At 31.0% G+C, this 16017-nt stretch carries 15 protein-coding genes; 11 read left to right on the forward strand and 4 right to left on the reverse strand.

The genetic code is table 11. The features are described 5' to 3' along the window. Nucleotides 1-80: 80 nt before the first annotated feature. The 3 genes from I6E15_RS05860 (at nucleotide 81) to I6E15_RS05870 (ending at nucleotide 1701) form a co-directional block, all read left to right on the forward strand. Nucleotides 81-713, forward strand: coding sequence for an O-methyltransferase (locus tag I6E15_RS05860; RefSeq protein ID WP_235246895.1), 633 nt, complete (start codon nucleotides 81-83; stop codon nucleotides 711-713). 387 nt (nucleotides 714-1100) lie between these two features. Further along, nucleotides 1101-1262 carry a type II toxin-antitoxin system HicA family toxin gene (locus I6E15_RS05865; RefSeq protein WP_235246936.1) on the forward strand — a complete coding sequence of 54 codons (162 nt, stop codon included), beginning with the start codon at nucleotides 1101-1103 and terminating at the stop codon, nucleotides 1260-1262. Nucleotides 1263-1302: 40 nt separating this feature from the next. Continuing rightward, complete coding sequence (locus I6E15_RS05870) at nucleotides 1303-1701, forward strand: type II toxin-antitoxin system HicB family antitoxin (protein ID WP_235246896.1); 399 nt, start codon at nucleotides 1303-1305, stop codon at nucleotides 1699-1701. Nucleotides 1702-2351: 650 nt separating this feature from the next. On the opposite strand, the gene I6E15_RS05875 is transcribed toward I6E15_RS05870, so the two are convergent. The 4 genes from I6E15_RS05875 to I6E15_RS05890 all read right to left on the reverse strand — a co-directional run bounded on the left by I6E15_RS05875 (nucleotide 2352) and on the right by I6E15_RS05890 (nucleotide 5147). Continuing rightward, a complete protein-coding gene (locus I6E15_RS05875; protein WP_235246898.1) occupies nucleotides 2352-2495 on the reverse strand; it encodes a hypothetical protein in 144 nt (47 codons plus the stop codon). A 423-nt stretch (nucleotides 2496-2918) separates the two neighbouring features. Beyond that, nucleotides 2919-3065 carry a hypothetical protein gene (locus tag I6E15_RS05880; protein WP_235246900.1) on the reverse strand — a complete coding sequence of 49 codons (147 nt, stop codon included), beginning with the start codon at nucleotides 3063-3065 and terminating at the stop codon, nucleotides 2919-2921. A 12-nt stretch (nucleotides 3066-3077) separates the two neighbouring features. After that, nucleotides 3078-4631, reverse strand: coding sequence for an ABC-F family ATP-binding cassette domain-containing protein (locus I6E15_RS05885; RefSeq protein WP_235246902.1), 1554 nt, complete (start codon nucleotides 4629-4631; stop codon nucleotides 3078-3080). Nucleotides 4632-4769: 138 nt separating this feature from the next. Beyond that, nucleotides 4770-5147 (reverse strand): PH domain-containing protein, encoded by a 378-nt coding sequence (locus I6E15_RS05890; protein WP_235246903.1) that lies wholly within the window; start codon nucleotides 5145-5147, stop codon nucleotides 4770-4772. A 209-nt stretch (nucleotides 5148-5356) separates the two neighbouring features. On the opposite strand from I6E15_RS05890, the gene I6E15_RS05895 reads away from it, so the two are divergent. The 8 genes from I6E15_RS05895 to I6E15_RS05930 all read left to right on the forward strand — a co-directional run bounded on the left by I6E15_RS05895 (nucleotide 5357) and on the right by I6E15_RS05930 (nucleotide 15951). Further along, nucleotides 5357-6259 (forward strand): Abi family protein, encoded by a 903-nt coding sequence (locus I6E15_RS05895; protein WP_235246904.1) that lies wholly within the window; start codon nucleotides 5357-5359, stop codon nucleotides 6257-6259. A 174-nt stretch (nucleotides 6260-6433) separates the two neighbouring features. Further along, a complete protein-coding gene (gene hsdR / locus I6E15_RS05900; RefSeq protein ID WP_235246905.1) occupies nucleotides 6434-9709 on the forward strand; it encodes a type I restriction-modification system endonuclease in 3276 nt (1091 codons plus the stop codon). 16 nt (nucleotides 9710-9725) lie between these two features. Then, nucleotides 9726-11144 carry a type I restriction-modification system subunit M gene (locus I6E15_RS05905; RefSeq protein WP_235246907.1) on the forward strand — a complete coding sequence of 473 codons (1419 nt, stop codon included), beginning with the start codon at nucleotides 9726-9728 and terminating at the stop codon, nucleotides 11142-11144. Continuing rightward, nucleotides 11137-12657 carry a restriction endonuclease subunit S gene (locus I6E15_RS05910; RefSeq protein WP_235246909.1) on the forward strand — a complete coding sequence of 507 codons (1521 nt, stop codon included), beginning with the start codon at nucleotides 11137-11139 and terminating at the stop codon, nucleotides 12655-12657. Before I6E15_RS05905 ends, I6E15_RS05910 begins: the two co-directional genes overlap by 8 nt. A gap of 66 nt (nucleotides 12658-12723) precedes the next feature. After that, nucleotides 12724-12954 carry a type II toxin-antitoxin system RelB family antitoxin gene (gene relB / locus I6E15_RS05915; RefSeq protein ID WP_235246910.1) on the forward strand — a complete coding sequence of 77 codons (231 nt, stop codon included), beginning with the start codon at nucleotides 12724-12726 and terminating at the stop codon, nucleotides 12952-12954. Continuing rightward, entirely contained in the window at nucleotides 12951-13217 is a 267-nt protein-coding gene (locus I6E15_RS05920; RefSeq protein ID WP_235246940.1) for a type II toxin-antitoxin system RelE family toxin, read from the forward strand. Before relB ends, I6E15_RS05920 begins: the two co-directional genes overlap by 4 nt. Before the next feature lie 757 nt (nucleotides 13218-13974). Beyond that, the gene (locus I6E15_RS05925; protein ID WP_177160289.1) at nucleotides 13975-14280 is read left to right on the forward strand and encodes a hypothetical protein; all 306 of its coding nucleotides are present in this window, start codon (nucleotides 13975-13977) and stop codon (nucleotides 14278-14280) included. Between the two features lie 876 nt (nucleotides 14281-15156). After that, nucleotides 15157-15951 carry a phage antirepressor KilAC domain-containing protein gene (locus I6E15_RS05930; protein ID WP_235246912.1) on the forward strand — a complete coding sequence of 265 codons (795 nt, stop codon included), beginning with the start codon at nucleotides 15157-15159 and terminating at the stop codon, nucleotides 15949-15951. Nucleotides 15952-16017: the final 66 nt, after the last annotated feature.

Raw genomic sequence — 16017 nt, forward strand, 5'->3', positions numbered from 1 at the left:
AATAACAGTATATTACATAAAAATTAAAATAGCTTAATAATTAAAAAATTATTATATAAATATTATACGAGGAGAGAAAATTGTTAGAAGAATTAAAAGAGGCAAGTGAATATATTATTAAAAAAATAAAAGAGGAAGACCCACTTATTTTGGAGTTAGAGGAGTTTGCGAGAATCCATAATGTGCCTATCGTTACAAAAGAGGTGGCAAAGTATCTTGAGTTTATGATAAAAACTCACAATGTGAAAAATATATTGGAGGTTGGTACTGCTATTGGGTATTCTGGTATCCTTATGGCTAGACTTATTGAGAAAAATGGTGGGATACTAACTACTATCGAAATTGATGAGGAGAGATATAATCAGGCTAAAGAAAATTTTGCCAAGGCAGGTCTAACTAATGTAAAAATGATACTTGGGGACGCTACAGAAGAGATTGAAAAGCTAGATGATAACTTTGATTTTATATTTATCGACGCATCAAAGGGGCAGTATAAGAAATTTTTCGAGGATTCTTATAAAATGCTAAATGATAAGGGGATTGTCTTTATAGATAATATTATGTTTAGAGGGTATCTTTATAAGGAGTACCCAAAGAGATTTAAGACAATAGTTAGAAAATTAGATGAGTTTATAGACTACCTTTATGAAAATTATGACTTTACATTATTGGACTTTGGAGATGGTGTAGGGTTAATATACAAGAAATCATAATTTTTTAAAAAGATTAAATATGCTTACTTAAAAATAAAAAACCTAGATTAATTTCTAGGTTTTTATTTTTTAAAAAAAGTTTATTTTGAATGTCTAAATAAATTCCATTATTTATTTAATTCTTCTTTTCTCTTTCTTATAAGCTCTTCAAACTCTTCCAAATCTTCAAGCGTAGAATAATTATTTATAAAAGTTCTTGAAGTAGAACGATAAGAACTTTCACTTGACTTTTTCGATATAATTCAAATACCCAATGAATTTGAACATATTTTAATAAGGACTCTTAAATTTTTTAGGAGTTCTTTTTTTATTGTTAAAAACACTTGACTACGTATTTAATACGTGTTATAATAAATGTGAGGTGGTTGAATGAGCTCAAAAGACCTTATGAAACTACTTAAACAGGACGGTTGGTATCTTGATAGAGTTAAGGGAAGTCATTATCAATTTAAACATCCTACTAAAAAGGGATTGGTAACACTTCCACATCCTCGAAAAGATTTACCACAAAAGACTGTTGAAAGTATTTTCAGACAAGCGGGACTATAAAGTCCTGCTTACCTCATATTTTATAAAAGGATGTGATAATGTGAATATAACTTATCCAGCAATTATAACACACGAAGATGATACTTTTTATATAGGTTTTCCAGACTTTGAAGATGAATATTTTGGAACTTTTGGAGAAACTTTTGAAGAAGCAATTCAAATGGGAAAGGAATATTTGACTTTGACATTGGAGAGTTTCGAGGAAGAAAAAAAAGAATTTCCAAAACCTAGTTTAATATCTGATTTAAAAAATAAGTTAAATAAAAATCAAGAAATAGTTTATATAAGTATGAACTATGAATATGAAAAATCTTTAGTAAAAATATCTTATGTTAAGAAAACATTAACTATTCCTACATATCTTGATATTTTAGCAAAAAATAAAAATATTAATTTTTCACAAGTTTTACAAGAAGCTTTAAAGAAAAAATTGCTTTAAAAAACAGATATTTAATAATTATGATTTTACACTAAAGGGCATACATTGGAGATAGGTTGGTCTAATTTATAAAACTAAATAATTAGAAAAATCCAATATTTTTTAGCTGAACTAGTCATAACAAACCCCACTTGACTTTTTTGATGAAATAAGTTATAATTTAAGTACCAAGTAATTCAAACATTTAAAAATAAGAACTTTAGAATTTATTTTTCTGAGTTCTTATTTTTTTTATCTTTATACCACTTATATAATTTATAAGAATATTCAACAGTTTTTCCTATTAAAACAAATATAAGAAGTCCGTGCCAAATTTTATCACTCATTCTTTTACCTCCTCTTTTATTTTTTAGAGGGGAAGGGAGGAAAGGGCTTATTGCCCCTTGTACCTCTTTACAAAGTTTCTAACCCACTTAGTAAGCTGATAAATCAACTTAATGGTTTCCACTAGTGTAAGTATCTTCCCAAGCAATTCAAACATATTTGTTTTATCCTCCCCTCTTGTATATATCATATACAGTAATATAAATAAAATCAAGAGTTTTTTAATAAAGTTATTTTTAATTTAAGGTATTTTCTTTTGGGAAGGAAAAAAGAAAAAGCCTAGAAATCAATCTAGGCTTTTATATATTAATAATATTATAAACTAATTAAGACATACGGTGCATAAAATGGTTGTCCATATTCTTTTTATAAGAAATCTCGTCCATATAACGTAGATATTCTTTAGCATAAGGAATTACAACAGTAGGAATTAAAATCAATGCGATAATGATAAATAAAAGTGTCAACATACTATCACTCTCCTTTATGAAGCAATTTATTTACATATATATTATATATCTTTTTTGTGGTGAAGTCAACTGAAAAATATAATTTTTAGTCAATAGATATTAAGGGTTAGTCTTTTTAATTTTGAGGGATAAATAAAAAATTGGGGCTGTTGCATTTTTTATTAAAAAGAATATAGATTAAAAATTACGGAAATTATGGAGAAAAATTAGATTTATAAAGCGACATTGAATGCTAAAAATCACAACTGTTTGAGCGTAGCGAGTTTTGTGATTTTAGTGAGATGAGCTTTAAATAAATCAATTTTTCGTAATCTGCAGTAATTTTTAATCTTATATCTCTTAAATTTGCAATAGCCCCGAAATTATAATTTAGCAAGATAGCTTAGCAATATTTTGTATTTAGACTAGAAAAAATAAAATATTTTAAATTTTTAATATATAATATTTTATAACTAAACCAACAGTTAATAGCCCTGCTAAAGCTCCTAAAATCTTTTGATATTTATTTTCACTTCTTAAAACTATAAAGGACATATAAATACCTGCAATGATTAATCCTATTTTTGACATTGTTCCTCCGTATTAAACAATCTTAGTTGTCCAGTCCTCTACGTTCCAAACCTCTGTCACTACGTCCATATAGAAATCAGGTTCGTGGCTTACAAGGACAACAGTTCCCTTAAACTCTCTAACAGCTTTTTTAAGCTCCTCTTTTGCGTCAACGTCCAAATGGTTTGTAGGCTCGTCAAGGACTAAAAGGTTTGCCTCTCTGTTCATCAGTTTGCAAAGACGAACTTTTGCATTCTCTCCCCCAGATAAAACTCTCATTTGGCTAGTGATATGGTCACGTGTCAAACCACATTTAGCAAGGGCAGCACGAGCCTCTTGGTTTGTAAAGTGAGGAAACTCGTTCCAAATCTCATCAAGGGCAGTTGTAGTTGTAGCAATCTCCTCTTGTTCAAAATATCCTATCTCCAAAAATTGTCCGTGTTCTACCTCTCCAGAGAATGGTTTTAATTTTCCAAGGATTGTCTTAAGTAAAGTAGATTTTCCAAGACCGTTAACCCCTTTAATAGCAATCTTTTGGTTACGTTCTATTGTAAAATTAAGTGGTTTTGTAAGTGGCTCGTTGTAACCGATAACCAAATCCTTAACAGTGATAACTTCACGGCTAGGAGTACGTGCCTCTTTAAACTCGAAAATTGGTTTTGGTTTCTCTCTAGCAATCTCGATAATATCCATTCTGTCTAGTTTTCTTTGACGGTCTTTTGCAAGGTTAGTGGTAGCAACACGAGCTTTGTTTCTGGCAATAAAATCTTTTAAATGCTCGATTTCTTTCTGTTGCTTTTTGTATGCTTGTTCTATCTGTCTTTTCTTAAGTTCGTACATCTCTTGGAATTGATAATAATCTCCAGAATATCTTGTTAAAGTTCCCGAGTCCATATGATAGATTACGTTAATAACAGAGTTTAGGAAATCTATATCGTGAGAAACCAAGATAAATGCGTTTTCGTAATTTTGTAAAAAATTTCTAAGCCAAGCTATATGATTTTCGTCAAGAAAGTTTGTAGGCTCGTCTAGTATCAGTATCATTGGGTTTTCAAGTAGAACCTTTGCAAGTAAAATCTTTGCCCTTTGTCCCCCTGAAAGCTCAGTAACATCTTTGTCAAGACCGATATCCATTAGCCCTAATCCACTAGCATATTCTTCGATTTTTGAATCAAGTGAGTAAAAATCTCCACTGTCCAAAATAGTTTGAATGTCCCCAACTTCTTCCATAAGAGCGTCCATCTCCTCTGGAGAACAATCAGCCATTTTGTCATAAAGTGTCATCATTTCTTTTTCTAGCTCGAACATATGGTTAAATGCAGAACGAAGAATGTCCCTTATACTTTTTCCTTTTTCAAGGGTGCTGTACTGGTCAAGATAACCAGTGGTAATGTGGTTACACCATTCGATTTTTCCAGCATCTGGCATAAGTTTACCAGTTATGATATTTAAGAAAGTAGATTTTCCCTCTCCGTTTGCCCCTACAAGCCCAACGTGTTCCCCTTTTAAAAGACGGAAAGACACGTCGTCTAAAATCTGTCTTGCACCAAATCCGTGACTGACATTATTTACATCTAATATACTCATTAAAAAAACCTCTCTATTAAAATTTATTTATAAGTTAAACATTAAAAAAACTTTTGTCAAGAGTTACCCTAACAAAAGTATTTAGTTAAAGACTAGTTATTATACCATATTTTTCGGTTAAAATAAAGAGTGAAATATTTAGATAAGTTTGTTAGTTAAATATCTTCCAACCTCTCTTATATCCAAACCTTTGATAAATTGAATCTCCACTCCAGAAAGTCCAGATACCCAAAGTTTTAATTCTGATTCTAGGTCAAAAGTCCCTGAAGTTTCCACTGAAAAAGATGAGATTTTTGAATAAGGGATAGTGTGGAAATCAACTTTTGTCCCCATTAAACCTTGTACATTTATTATTAAAACTCTTTTGTTTGTGAATATAAGTCTATCTCTTTTGGCGATATATGAAAGTTCTACATATTCCCCTTCCGCTAACATATCTCCAAATTTTCCCATTGCTTTGCTAGGTTCGATTTTTTCCCATAAAACAACTGAAATTTTACTTGCCTCTGCTCCCATAATATACCTCCTACTTTGTTTGGTTAATATATTATACTATTTGGGGAGGAAAAAAACAATGAGAAATATTGATTTGCTAAGTGGAGTGTATTGACAAATATCAACTTTTGGAGTATAATTTTAGTATGATATAGACTTCTTCACACCTCTGACTTTTTAGTTATGTGGCCCATGAGGGAGTCGCTTTTTTATAAGGAGAGATTAGGACTGTGAATAATGATGCTGTTATAAAATTTATTAGCTCACAATTAAAACCACCTACCACTTTTGAAAAACAGATAGAAAAATTAAAATCTAGAAATTTAACTATAGAAAATGAAGATTATGCTAAAGAAATTCTAAAAAGGGTAAATTATTATTACATTACAGGATATTTACATGCTTTTAAAGATTTGAAAACAGATTGTTATATTGAGAATATAACGTTTAATAGAATTTATAAAATAATAAAATTTGATATGAGATTAAGAAGTGTTTTTATGTATGCTATGGAAATACTAGAAAGAAATTTAAAAACATCTGTTGCCTATCACTTTTCCCATAACTATCCAGAAGGAAATATTTCCTACTTTTTTGACAGAGACTTTACCGACAAAATAAAACATGCAAAATTTATAGAATACGTTAAGAAGAATATTGAAAATAATGGGGATTTACCTTTTATTCAACATCATAAACAACACTATCAAGGGTATTATCCTATTTGGGTAGCAGTGGAGATATTTACTTTAGGAAATTTAGAAAATTTTTATTCTTTATTAAATACTCCTGTACAAAAAAAGATAGCTAGAGAATATGATTGCAGTAAGATGCAGATGGAAAACTGGATAGAGGCTATGAGAAGGTTTAGAAATATGTTGGCTCACGATACTAGACTTTATAATTCTAAGGTGATATTTACTCCTCTTAAGAAAAAAGAGTGTAATATAACTACTAATAAGATATTTGATTATGTATTGGTTATGAAATTTTTAATAATGGATAAAGATGAGTGGGATAATAAGATAGTACCAGATATTAAAAAAGTTTTTGAAGAATTTAAAGAGGATATAGATATTAAATGTATTGGTTTTCCAGAAGAATGGGAAGAGATATTAAAAAATAATAAATAATTGCATATATAGAGCTATTGCATTTTTATAAGGTTGCAGTAGCTTTTTTATTTTTAATTTTGTAAGTAGGCAAAAAATATAGTATAATATATTTATTAAAAGTTATTAAAAAAATATTAATTTTATATTCTTATATTGCTAAGGGAATATTTATAAAGGAAACGGGTGGATATTATGAATAGTAACTTTGAATTTTTGAAAAAAGATTGGGAAATCCTATTTAAAATAGGGGAGATGGCTGAGTATACCCTATATAAAGACCCAAACACTGCACTTATAAAGATGAGACAACTGGGGGAGTATTTAGTCAAGTCAATACTGAAGGTAGAAAAAATCTATGATGAAAAGGATTCTAATCAAAAGAAAAAAATCTTACGTTTGAGGGAAGAGGACTTAATCACAGAGAAAGAGGCAAGCATATTAAATGCCCTTAGGGAGATAGGAAACAAAGCTGTACACAGTGCCTATGATGACAAGACCAAAGCTTTAGAGCTGTTGCCAAAGGTGGTGGAGCTATGCAGTTGGTTTAATGAAGTGTATGGTAGTGATTATAACTTTAATTCTGAAGAAGTAACTTATCAAAAACCTCTGGAAATAGATTATCAAAAAGCTTATGAAAGTCTAAAGAAAAAATTTGACGAGGTACAAGCTGAAAAAGAATTTTCACATATTCAGTTTGAGAACCTAAACATAAAGCCAAAAGAAGAGAGAAAGAAAATCTATCAAAAGAGAAAGGAAAAGGGACCTACAGAGGCGGAAACAAGATTTATAATAGATACACAGCTTAGAGAGGCTGGGTGGGAGGTAGACACTCCAAAATTAAACTATAAGATAAATAAAACTTTGCCTGAAAGCAAAAGATATATGGCAATAGCAGAGTGGCCCTGTATAAAAGAGGACGGAGAAAAGGGGTATGTTGATTATGCTCTCTTTTATGAAAAAACTCTTGTTGGGGTAATCGAGGCAAAAAGATATAGTGTTGATGTAGGTAGTGCCTTGAGAAGAGACGGACTTATATACGCCAAAGGTATTTTAAATGTAAATGATGATATAAAGTTTTTGAAAAACTCTCCATTTGCTGATGGAAACAAAGTACAATTTATATTCGCCTCTAATGGACGTGGATATAATAAAGAGTGGATTGATAAATCTGGTATTTGGTTTTTAAATGCCAAAGGGGAAAAGTTTTCGGTAAAGGCGTTACATAATTTTTATTCTCCAAAAGATTTGATGGAGATAAGCAAAAAAGATAATGAGAAAGCCAATGAAAAATTAAAAAATGAGAGTATAGATTATCTTACATCAAAAGACGGACTAAACTTGAGATACTATCAACTAGAGGCAGTACAAAAAGTAGAAAAGGCGTTGATAAATGGGCAACATAAAATTTTACTTACAATGGCAACTGGTACTGGAAAAACTAGAACTGCTCTAGCTATCCTTTATAGACTTTTGGAAAGTGACAGATATAAAAGAATATTGTTCCTTGTAGATAGAGCCACACTGGGAGAGCAAGCAATGGATACTTTTAGCAATGCCAAGATAAAACAGCAAAGTACATTGACGAGTATTTATGAGGTATTGGGACTTCAAGATAAAAATCCCAATGATGAAACAAGAGTTCACATTGCCACAGTGCAGGGCTTAATAAATCGTGTACTTTACTCTGATAATCCTCTATCAGTTGGAAAATATGACTGTATAATAATTGACGAGGCACACAGAGGATATACACTTGACAGAACTCCCAACGAAGATGAGGCAGAGTTTAGAGATGAGAAAGATTATCAAAGTAAATATCGTTATGTGATAGATTATTTTGATGCTGATAAAATCGCTCTTACAGCTACACCAGCACTACATACCTATGAGATTTTTGGAGAGCCAGTGTATCAATATTCCTATAGAAAAGCTGTATTAGACGGATATTTGGTGGACTTTGAGCCAAAGAAAAGAATTTATACTGAGCTTAATACAAAAGGGATAAATTACAAAAAAGGTGACGAGATAAAAGTCTATGACAAAGACAAGGAGATTATAGAAACAAAAGTCCTTGCTGATGAAATATCTTTTGATATAGAGGATTTTAATAAAAAAGTCATTGTAGAAAGTTTTAACAGAGTGGTATGTCAAGAACTTGTAAAGGAGATAGACCCTGAGGGAGAGGGGAAAACTCTTATTTTTGCAACAACAGACGAACACGCCGATATGATAGTAAGACTTTTGGAAGAGGAATATGAAAAAAGTAATAAATATGAAATAAACAGTGATATGATAAAGAAAATAACTGGTTCTGTAAAAGATGTATCAAAGCTAATATCAAAATATAAGAACGAGCAATATCCAACAATAGCAGTGACAGTGGATTTACTTACGACTGGGGTAGACGTTCCAAAGATTGTGAACTTGGTATTCTTACGTAAGGTAAAAAGTAGGATTTTGTATGAACAGATGATTGGAAGAGCCACAAGAAGATGTGACGAGATAGGGAAAGAGTATTTTACTATCTACGACCCAGTAGGTATTTGTGAGGATTTGGAAAAATATACAGATATGAAACCAGTGGTAAAAAATATAGATTATCAGATAAAAAATCTTTTTAAAGAGTTGGAAGACTCCAGTGATTATGAGGAAAGAAAAAAATATTACGCTGATAATATAATAGCAAGATTACAGAGAAAGAGAAAGAAAATAGAGGCAAAGGGAGATGTTGAGTTCAAAAGTTATTCAACCCTTTTGAGAGGTAGTGAGGTAGAAAATATCAACGAATACTTGGGGATTTTGAAGGATAAACTTGAAACTGGAAATGTTGAGGATATTGAAAAGGAGAAAGATTTCTTGATATATCTTGACCAGTTAAAATTTGGAGGTAATAAGCAAGTTGTATCAGAAGTCCAAGACAGAGTGATAAAAACTGTGGAAGATTACGGAGATACAGAAAATCCAAGTGATTACCTTGAGGGATTTACAAAATATATAAATGAAAATAAAGATAAAATCCAAGCTCTAAATATCTACTTTACTAATCCAAAACTATTTACAAGAAAAGATTTGAAAACTATAAAAATATTGCTAGACGGAGCAGGTTATAAAATATCAAACCTTGAAAAAGCATATAGCAAAAGAGAAAACAAATGTGAGATGACCTTGGATATAATGACATTTATAAACAACGCTATAAAAGGGTCTCCTATAAAAGAGAAATCTGAAAAAGCAAGAGATGTAGAGAATAAAATAAAAGGTCTTTATAACTGGGATAGTAAACAGCTAAAAATAATAAATACTCTGGTGGAGCTAGCTGAAAAAAATGATTTTATAACCGAAGAGGATTTTAAAGAGGAAAAAGTAAAACATGATTTAGGTGGAGGTTATAAGAAAATCGACGGAAAATTAGAGGGAATGCTTGAGGAGATACTAAACCTTATAAAAGACGAGATGATATTAAACTAATAGGAAGAGGGATAAAATGACAAATAATGATATAGTACAAAAACTGTGGAACCTTTGTAATGTATTAAGAGATGATGGGATAACTTATCACGAATATGTAACAGAGCTGACATATATACTATTTTTAAAAATGGCAAACGAGCAAGAAAGAGAAGAGGATATTGGAATACCAGAAAGTTATCGTTGGGAAAATCTTGTGGCACTTGATGGATTAGAGCTTAGAAATACCTATCAAAAAGCTTTGCTTGACCTAAGTACAAAAGAGGGAGAACTTGGGGTTATCTATAGAAATGCCCAAACTAGAATTGAAGAGCCAGCAAATCTTAAGAAAATCTTTACAGAGATTAATAAGCTTGACTGGTACTCTGTGGATAAAGAGGACTTTGGAGATTTGTACGAGGGGCTTTTGGAGAAGAACGCCTCTGAGAAAAAATCTGGAGCTGGGCAGTACTTTACCCCTAGAGTTCTTATTGATACTATTGTAAGAATAATAAAGCCAAAACTAAAAGAGACTATCTGTGACCCTGCTGCGGGAACTTTTGGTTTTTTAATCGAGGCAAATAAATTCTTAAGAAGAGAGAACAATAATTATGATGATTTAAGTATAGATGAATATAACTGGCAAAGAGATAATGTTTTCTCAGGTTGTGAGCTTGTAGCTGATACCCATAGACTTGGTATAATGAATGCACTTCTTCACGAGATGAGGGGAAAATTTATCCAAGGGGATACACTTTCGGAAACTGGTAAGCAACTGGGGAAAGTAGATATAATCTTGTCAAATCCCCCTTTTGGTACTAAAAAAGGTGGAGAGAGAGCCACAAGAGATGACCTTGTAAATAAGACTTCTAATAAGCAACTTAATTTTCTTCAAGTGATATATAACTCCCTAAAACAAAATGGAAAATCTCGTGCAGGAGTGGTATTGCCTGATAATGTGTTGTTTGAGGGTGGTACTGGTCGTGATATTAGGATAGATTTGTTGAACAAATGTAATGTGCATACAATACTTAGACTGCCAACAGGGATATTTTATGCACAAGGGGTTAAGACAAATGTTTTATTCTTTACAAGAGGTGTAAGTGATAGGGATAATACTCAAAAGATTTGGTACTATGATATGAGAACTAATATGCCAAACTTTGGTAAGACTACTCCTTTGACAGCTGAGCATTTTCGTGAGTTTGAAGAAACTTTTGATGATGAGGTGGCAAAATCTAATATTGATAGATGGAGTTTGGTTACATTAGATGAGATTGTAAAGAAAGATTACTCTCTTGATATGGGACTTCTTAAGGTGGAAGAAAGTCAAGAGGAACTAGCTAACCCTATTGAGAATGGGGAAGAATGTGTTGAGAAATTGGAAGAGGCTCTTGATATGCTAAAGGGGATATTGGCTGAGCTTAAATCTTGTGGGGTGACAAAAGATGCCTAAGAAGAAAGGAAAAGAGGAACAAACTCTTGATGAAAAACTAAAGATGGCAATAGTCCCAAAGGAAGAAGAACCTTATAAAGTGCCAGATAATTGGGTATGGACAAGACTGGGGAATATAGCTGAAAAAATTTCAAAAGGTACAACTCCAAGAGGTGGAGGACAAGCTTATACTGACAAAGGTGTAAAGTTTTTAAGAGTTGAAAATATATCAGATGATTACAGGATAGATACTTCAAATATCAAGTATATTACTGAAGAAATACACAATGGATTTTTAAAAAGGTCTATTTTAGAAGAAAATGATTTATTAATTAGTATAGCTGGTAGTTTGGGAAAAACGGCAATAGTTTTAAAAGAAAATTTACCTTTGAATACAAATCAAGCCATTGCTTTTGTTAGACTTATAAATAAAGAAAAATATATTTCTAAATATTTTGCTTATTTTTTTAATTCCAATATTGTGAAAAAATCACTACTTAGTCAAACAAAAGTAACGGCTATTCCAAATTTAACACTAGAAATTATAAATAATACTAAAATTGCTTTACCACCAATAGATGAACAAAAAAGAATTGTTAATAAATTAGATTATTTCTTTGAAAAAATCCAAAAGGTTAAGGAGATAATAGAAGAAGTAAAAGAGAAGAATGAGGCAAGAAAAGAAAGTATATTATCAAAAGCCTTTACTGGAGAACTTACAGAAAAATGGAGAGCTGATAATATTCACAGTGCCAAAGAGTTACTTAGTAAAATCAATGATGAAAAGCTATCTAATTGGGAGCAAGAGTGCCAAAAGGCAGAGGCAGAGGGAAGAAAGAAACCTACTAAACCAAAATTAAAATCTATTGATGAAATGATAGTGCCAAATGACGAAATCCCTTATGAAATACCAAATAACTGGGTATGGACAAGACTTGGAGATATAGCAGAGATAAATATGGGACAATCTCCAGAGGGATCAACAGTTTCTCTTAATAAAGAAAATGGAATTGGATTAATTGGAGGTGCTAGTGATATGGGAGAAGTATTTCCATCAATAACTAGATACACGACCAAGCCAACGAAATTATCAACAAAAGATGATATAATAATATCAGTAAGAGCTACTTTAGGAAAACCCATTTTTTCAGATGGTATTTATTGTTTGGGAAGGGGAGTTTGTGGGATAAAAAGTAATATTTATTTAAAAGAAATGATAAGAAACTATTTTAATTTAATAGAAGAACAGTTATATAAATTAGGTACAGGTTCAACTTTTTCACAAATTTCAAGAGAAATTATATCTAATCTAATGATTGCTTTACCACCAATAGAGGAGCAAAAAGAGATAGTTAGAATATTAGATAATATCTTTACAAAAGAAAACCTAATAAATGAACTAATCTCCCTAGAAGATAAAATCCAAGCCTTAGAAAAATCAATACTGGATAAAGCTTTTCGTGGAGAGCTTGGGACTAATTCTAGTGATGATATAGAGGCAATGGAGCTTTTAAAGGAAATCCTACAAAAATAGCAACATATATTGACATTTTTTTAAAATTGTATTACAATAGTATTACATAAAAGGAGAGTGAGGAAGATGTCTGTTATATCATTAAGATTGAATGAAAATGAAGAAAAACTTTTAAGAGAAGTTGCAGATTTTGAAGGTATAGGATTGTCATCTTATTTAAAAAAAATAATTTTTGAAAGATTAGAAGACGAATACGATTTAAAAATTGCCAATGAGTCTTATAAAAAACATATTGAAAATGGTTCTAAAACTGTAAAATTTGATGATTTAGTAAAAGAATTGGGAGTTGAACTATAGTGTATAAGGTTGAATTTTCTATTGAGTCAGCTAACTACATAAGAAAAATGGATAATTCTACTAGAACTACTCTTTTAAAATGGATTAATAAAAATTTGGTAAATTGTGAAGACCCAAGAGTACACGGAAAATCTTTAACTGGAAATAAAAAAGGAATTTGGAGATACAGGGTCGGAAATTATAGGGTGCTTTGTGATATTCAAGATGAAGTTCTTACAATATTAGTTTTGGAGATAGGGCATAGAAGTAAGATATATAAATAATTTAAGGAAATCCTACAAAAATAGCAACTCTTTACAAATTATCAAAAAAATGGTATAATGTAATTGATAAAAGAATGTTAAAACTCGGTTATTGGAGCATATGGCGAATAACAAACTTACAGGTTGCAGGTCGGCGACCCACTCAGGGGCTTTCACATACTGAGAATAGTGTTGAGGGAAAACAACGAAAAAGACACCCACTGTAAAGATATAAAAAAGTCCTGCTTATAAAAAGGATGTTGTAATTATTATAGAAACAAACCAATAGGGTCGTAAAATTGTATTAAAAAGGTCATAATATTAGCCGTAGTCTTTATGATTATGGCTTTTATTATTTACTTTACAAAGTTGAAAAAAAATGTTATAATTAATTTAGTAACAAACCCATAAGGGTTCTGATTGTTGTTGAAATATTAAGCTTAGAATAGAGGCTCTCAAAATATTGGGAGCTTTTATTCTGCCCTTAAGCAAGGTGGAAAACAACAACAATCAGGAGGAGATGTAAAATGATTTACATTCAAGCAATTAACTTTAACGGAGATGCCACGCTACTTTTATTAGTTGCAAGTGTCTTGCTATTGCTCTACTTACTAAGGAAATAATCCTCTTTTACTCTCCTAACCCCTTTGGGGTCTTTTTTTATTTTTTGTAAAATTTTTTGACTGGATATGACAGAGGTGGACTTGGGTTTTTAAGGATTTTCTTCCTTTATGATAAAATTGGTTATAACCAAAAAACATTTAAAGGAGGTAAAAATATGGCATTATCAGTAGAAGAGGCAAAAGTGATTGTTCAGGAATCTCTTGATAAACTAAAAGAATCTATAAAAAGAGAGGTGGGATACACTAAGGAGCTGGCTGATGACAAGTTGACTTTGAAAACTCTTGAAAAGATGAAAACAGATGGCGAAGAACTTCCTGTTGGTTGCCCTTATGAATCTTTTGATGAGTGGATTACCCAAATCAACAAAGAGATAAAATCTAGTGAGCAGTCTATTGCAAGAATTGGCAAGGAAAAAGCTGAGATTATGGCTTTTGAATATTATGTCACTAACGGTAAATAGAGATGGACAATTTCTATAAGTATAGGCTAATAGAGATACTTGCCAAAGTCATTGAAAAAATAATAAAAACTATCTTTGGTAGTTGACTTTTTTCGGGAGAGGAAACTCTCTCTTTTTTTGTTTTTTTATAAAAAAATTAAAAAAAATTTCTCTCCTTGTCTCTGGCTGTCTCTGGCTGATTTTGCTTTTTTTGGTTTTTGAGATATCATATATATAGGCAAAAAATAAAGTTTTTGTCCATTGTGTCCAATAGGTCTATCTGGTATTTTACTATTTTGGTAGTCAGATATTTATAAAAATTTTGAATAGAGTGAAAGGAGTGTCTTGGGGTATTTCCTCTTTTTAGAGTTTTATTTTAAAATATATTTAGAAAAAATAAATTAATCAATATTTTCATTCTTACTTGGGTTTTAAAAGAAAGCTAATTGTAGTGTGAATAGATAGATTTTTTTGAGAAAAAGGAAGAATCTAAAGGCTTAAAAGGATAGTTTACCAATTTTATAATTTTAAGTTTGAAAGTAGAGGAAATCAAATGGCTACCGATAAAGATATTGGATAAGTTTTTTGTGTAGAAGTTTTTATCCGTACGATAGATGTTTTTTTAATAAAAATATATTTAAAATCGTATGGATATAATATTTTTATTTTGAATTTATTATATTTAATATTGAAATATAAAGAAAAATATTGAGATGTAATATTATAAAAAACACTTGCAAAATTTTTAAATACGGCGTATACTATACGTAGCAAGACGGATATAAATTAAAAAACAGGTTTAATACGTATGGTAAAAAAGGTACAAGGATAAAACTTGCAGGATAATTATTAATAAAAATTATTATAAAGATAAATAATATAGGGAGGTAGGATAATATGGAAAATTTAATTACTGTAAAAAATGTAAAAGGGTATGTTGATGAAAAAGGTACGGCGTATCTAAATCTTGAAGATGTGGCTAGAGGACTTGGATTTACAAGAATTGCTAATAGTGGTAATGAAGTAATAAGATGGGAAAGAGTAAGAAAATATCTTCAAGAATTAAATGTACCCACTAATGGGCACGATATCGTAATAAGTTGCGACGGTCAAGGGAAAGAAAATCTTCCTGAGTTTATCCCAGAAAATATCTTCTATAAATTATGTATGAAAGCCAATAACGAAACAGCTAGAAAATTCCAAGACTTGGTCTGTGATGAGATACTTCCTACAATTAGAAAAACAGGTGGGTATATGACAATATCAGAGAGTGACACAGAAATGGACATTATGGCAAAGGCTGTTTTGTTAGCACAAAAGTCTATCGAGATAAAAAATAAGAAGATAGCAGACCTTGAAACAAAAATAGATAGTGATGCACAAAGGGTATCTTTTGCTGAAACTATTGAAAAATCCAGTGATTGCCTACTTGTGAGAGAGTTTTCCAAAGTGATAGCTAATGAGGGGATAAACCTTGGAGAGAAAAAGCTATATAGATGGCTTAGGGATAAAGGATTTATCCTTAAAAATTCCACAGAGCCAACACAGAGAGCTGTAACAATGGGGCTTTTTAAGGTAGCAGAAAGAGTGGTTAAAGCTGTTACAAAGGATATAGTCACAAAAACCACTCGTATAACAGGAAAGGGACAAATATATTTCTTGGAGCTTTTGAAAAAAGAGTTTTTAGCTTAAGGGATAGACGATTTAAAATAGGTAGATATAACGATTTAGAAAAGATTTGATATTTTGTGGGAGAGA

Source organism: Fusobacterium perfoetens (assembly GCF_021531475.1).
Taxonomy (GTDB): domain Bacteria; phylum Fusobacteriota; class Fusobacteriia; order Fusobacteriales; family Fusobacteriaceae; genus Fusobacterium_B.

Bases quoted from the DNA above. Each gene is read 5' to 3' on its own strand.
- I6E15_RS05865 (WP_235246936.1), top strand. From the start codon at position 1,101: ATGAAACTACTTAAACAGGACGGTTGGTATCTTGATAGAGTTAAGGGA.
- I6E15_RS05875 (WP_235246898.1), bottom strand. From the start codon at position 2,495: ATGTTGACACTTTTATTTATCATTATCGCATTGATTTTAATTCCTACT.
- I6E15_RS05880 (WP_235246900.1), bottom strand. From the start codon at position 3,065: ATGTCAAAAATAGGATTAATCATTGCAGGTATTTATATGTCCTTTATA.
- I6E15_RS05885 (WP_235246902.1), bottom strand. From the start codon at position 4,631: ATGAGTATATTAGATGTAAATAATGTCAGTCACGGATTTGGTGCAAGA.
- I6E15_RS05890 (WP_235246903.1), bottom strand. From the start codon at position 5,147: ATGGGAGCAGAGGCAAGTAAAATTTCAGTTGTTTTATGGGAAAAAATC.
- hsdR (WP_235246905.1), top strand. From the start codon at position 6,434: ATGAATAGTAACTTTGAATTTTTGAAAAAAGATTGGGAAATCCTATTT.
- I6E15_RS05905 (WP_235246907.1), top strand. From the start codon at position 9,726: ATGACAAATAATGATATAGTACAAAAACTGTGGAACCTTTGTAATGTA.
- I6E15_RS05910 (WP_235246909.1), top strand. From the start codon at position 11,137: ATGCCTAAGAAGAAAGGAAAAGAGGAACAAACTCTTGATGAAAAACTA.
- relB (WP_235246910.1), top strand. From the start codon at position 12,724: ATGTCTGTTATATCATTAAGATTGAATGAAAATGAAGAAAAACTTTTA.
- I6E15_RS05925 (WP_177160289.1), top strand. From the start codon at position 13,975: ATGGCATTATCAGTAGAAGAGGCAAAAGTGATTGTTCAGGAATCTCTT.
- I6E15_RS05930 (WP_235246912.1), top strand. From the start codon at position 15,157: ATGGAAAATTTAATTACTGTAAAAAATGTAAAAGGGTATGTTGATGAA.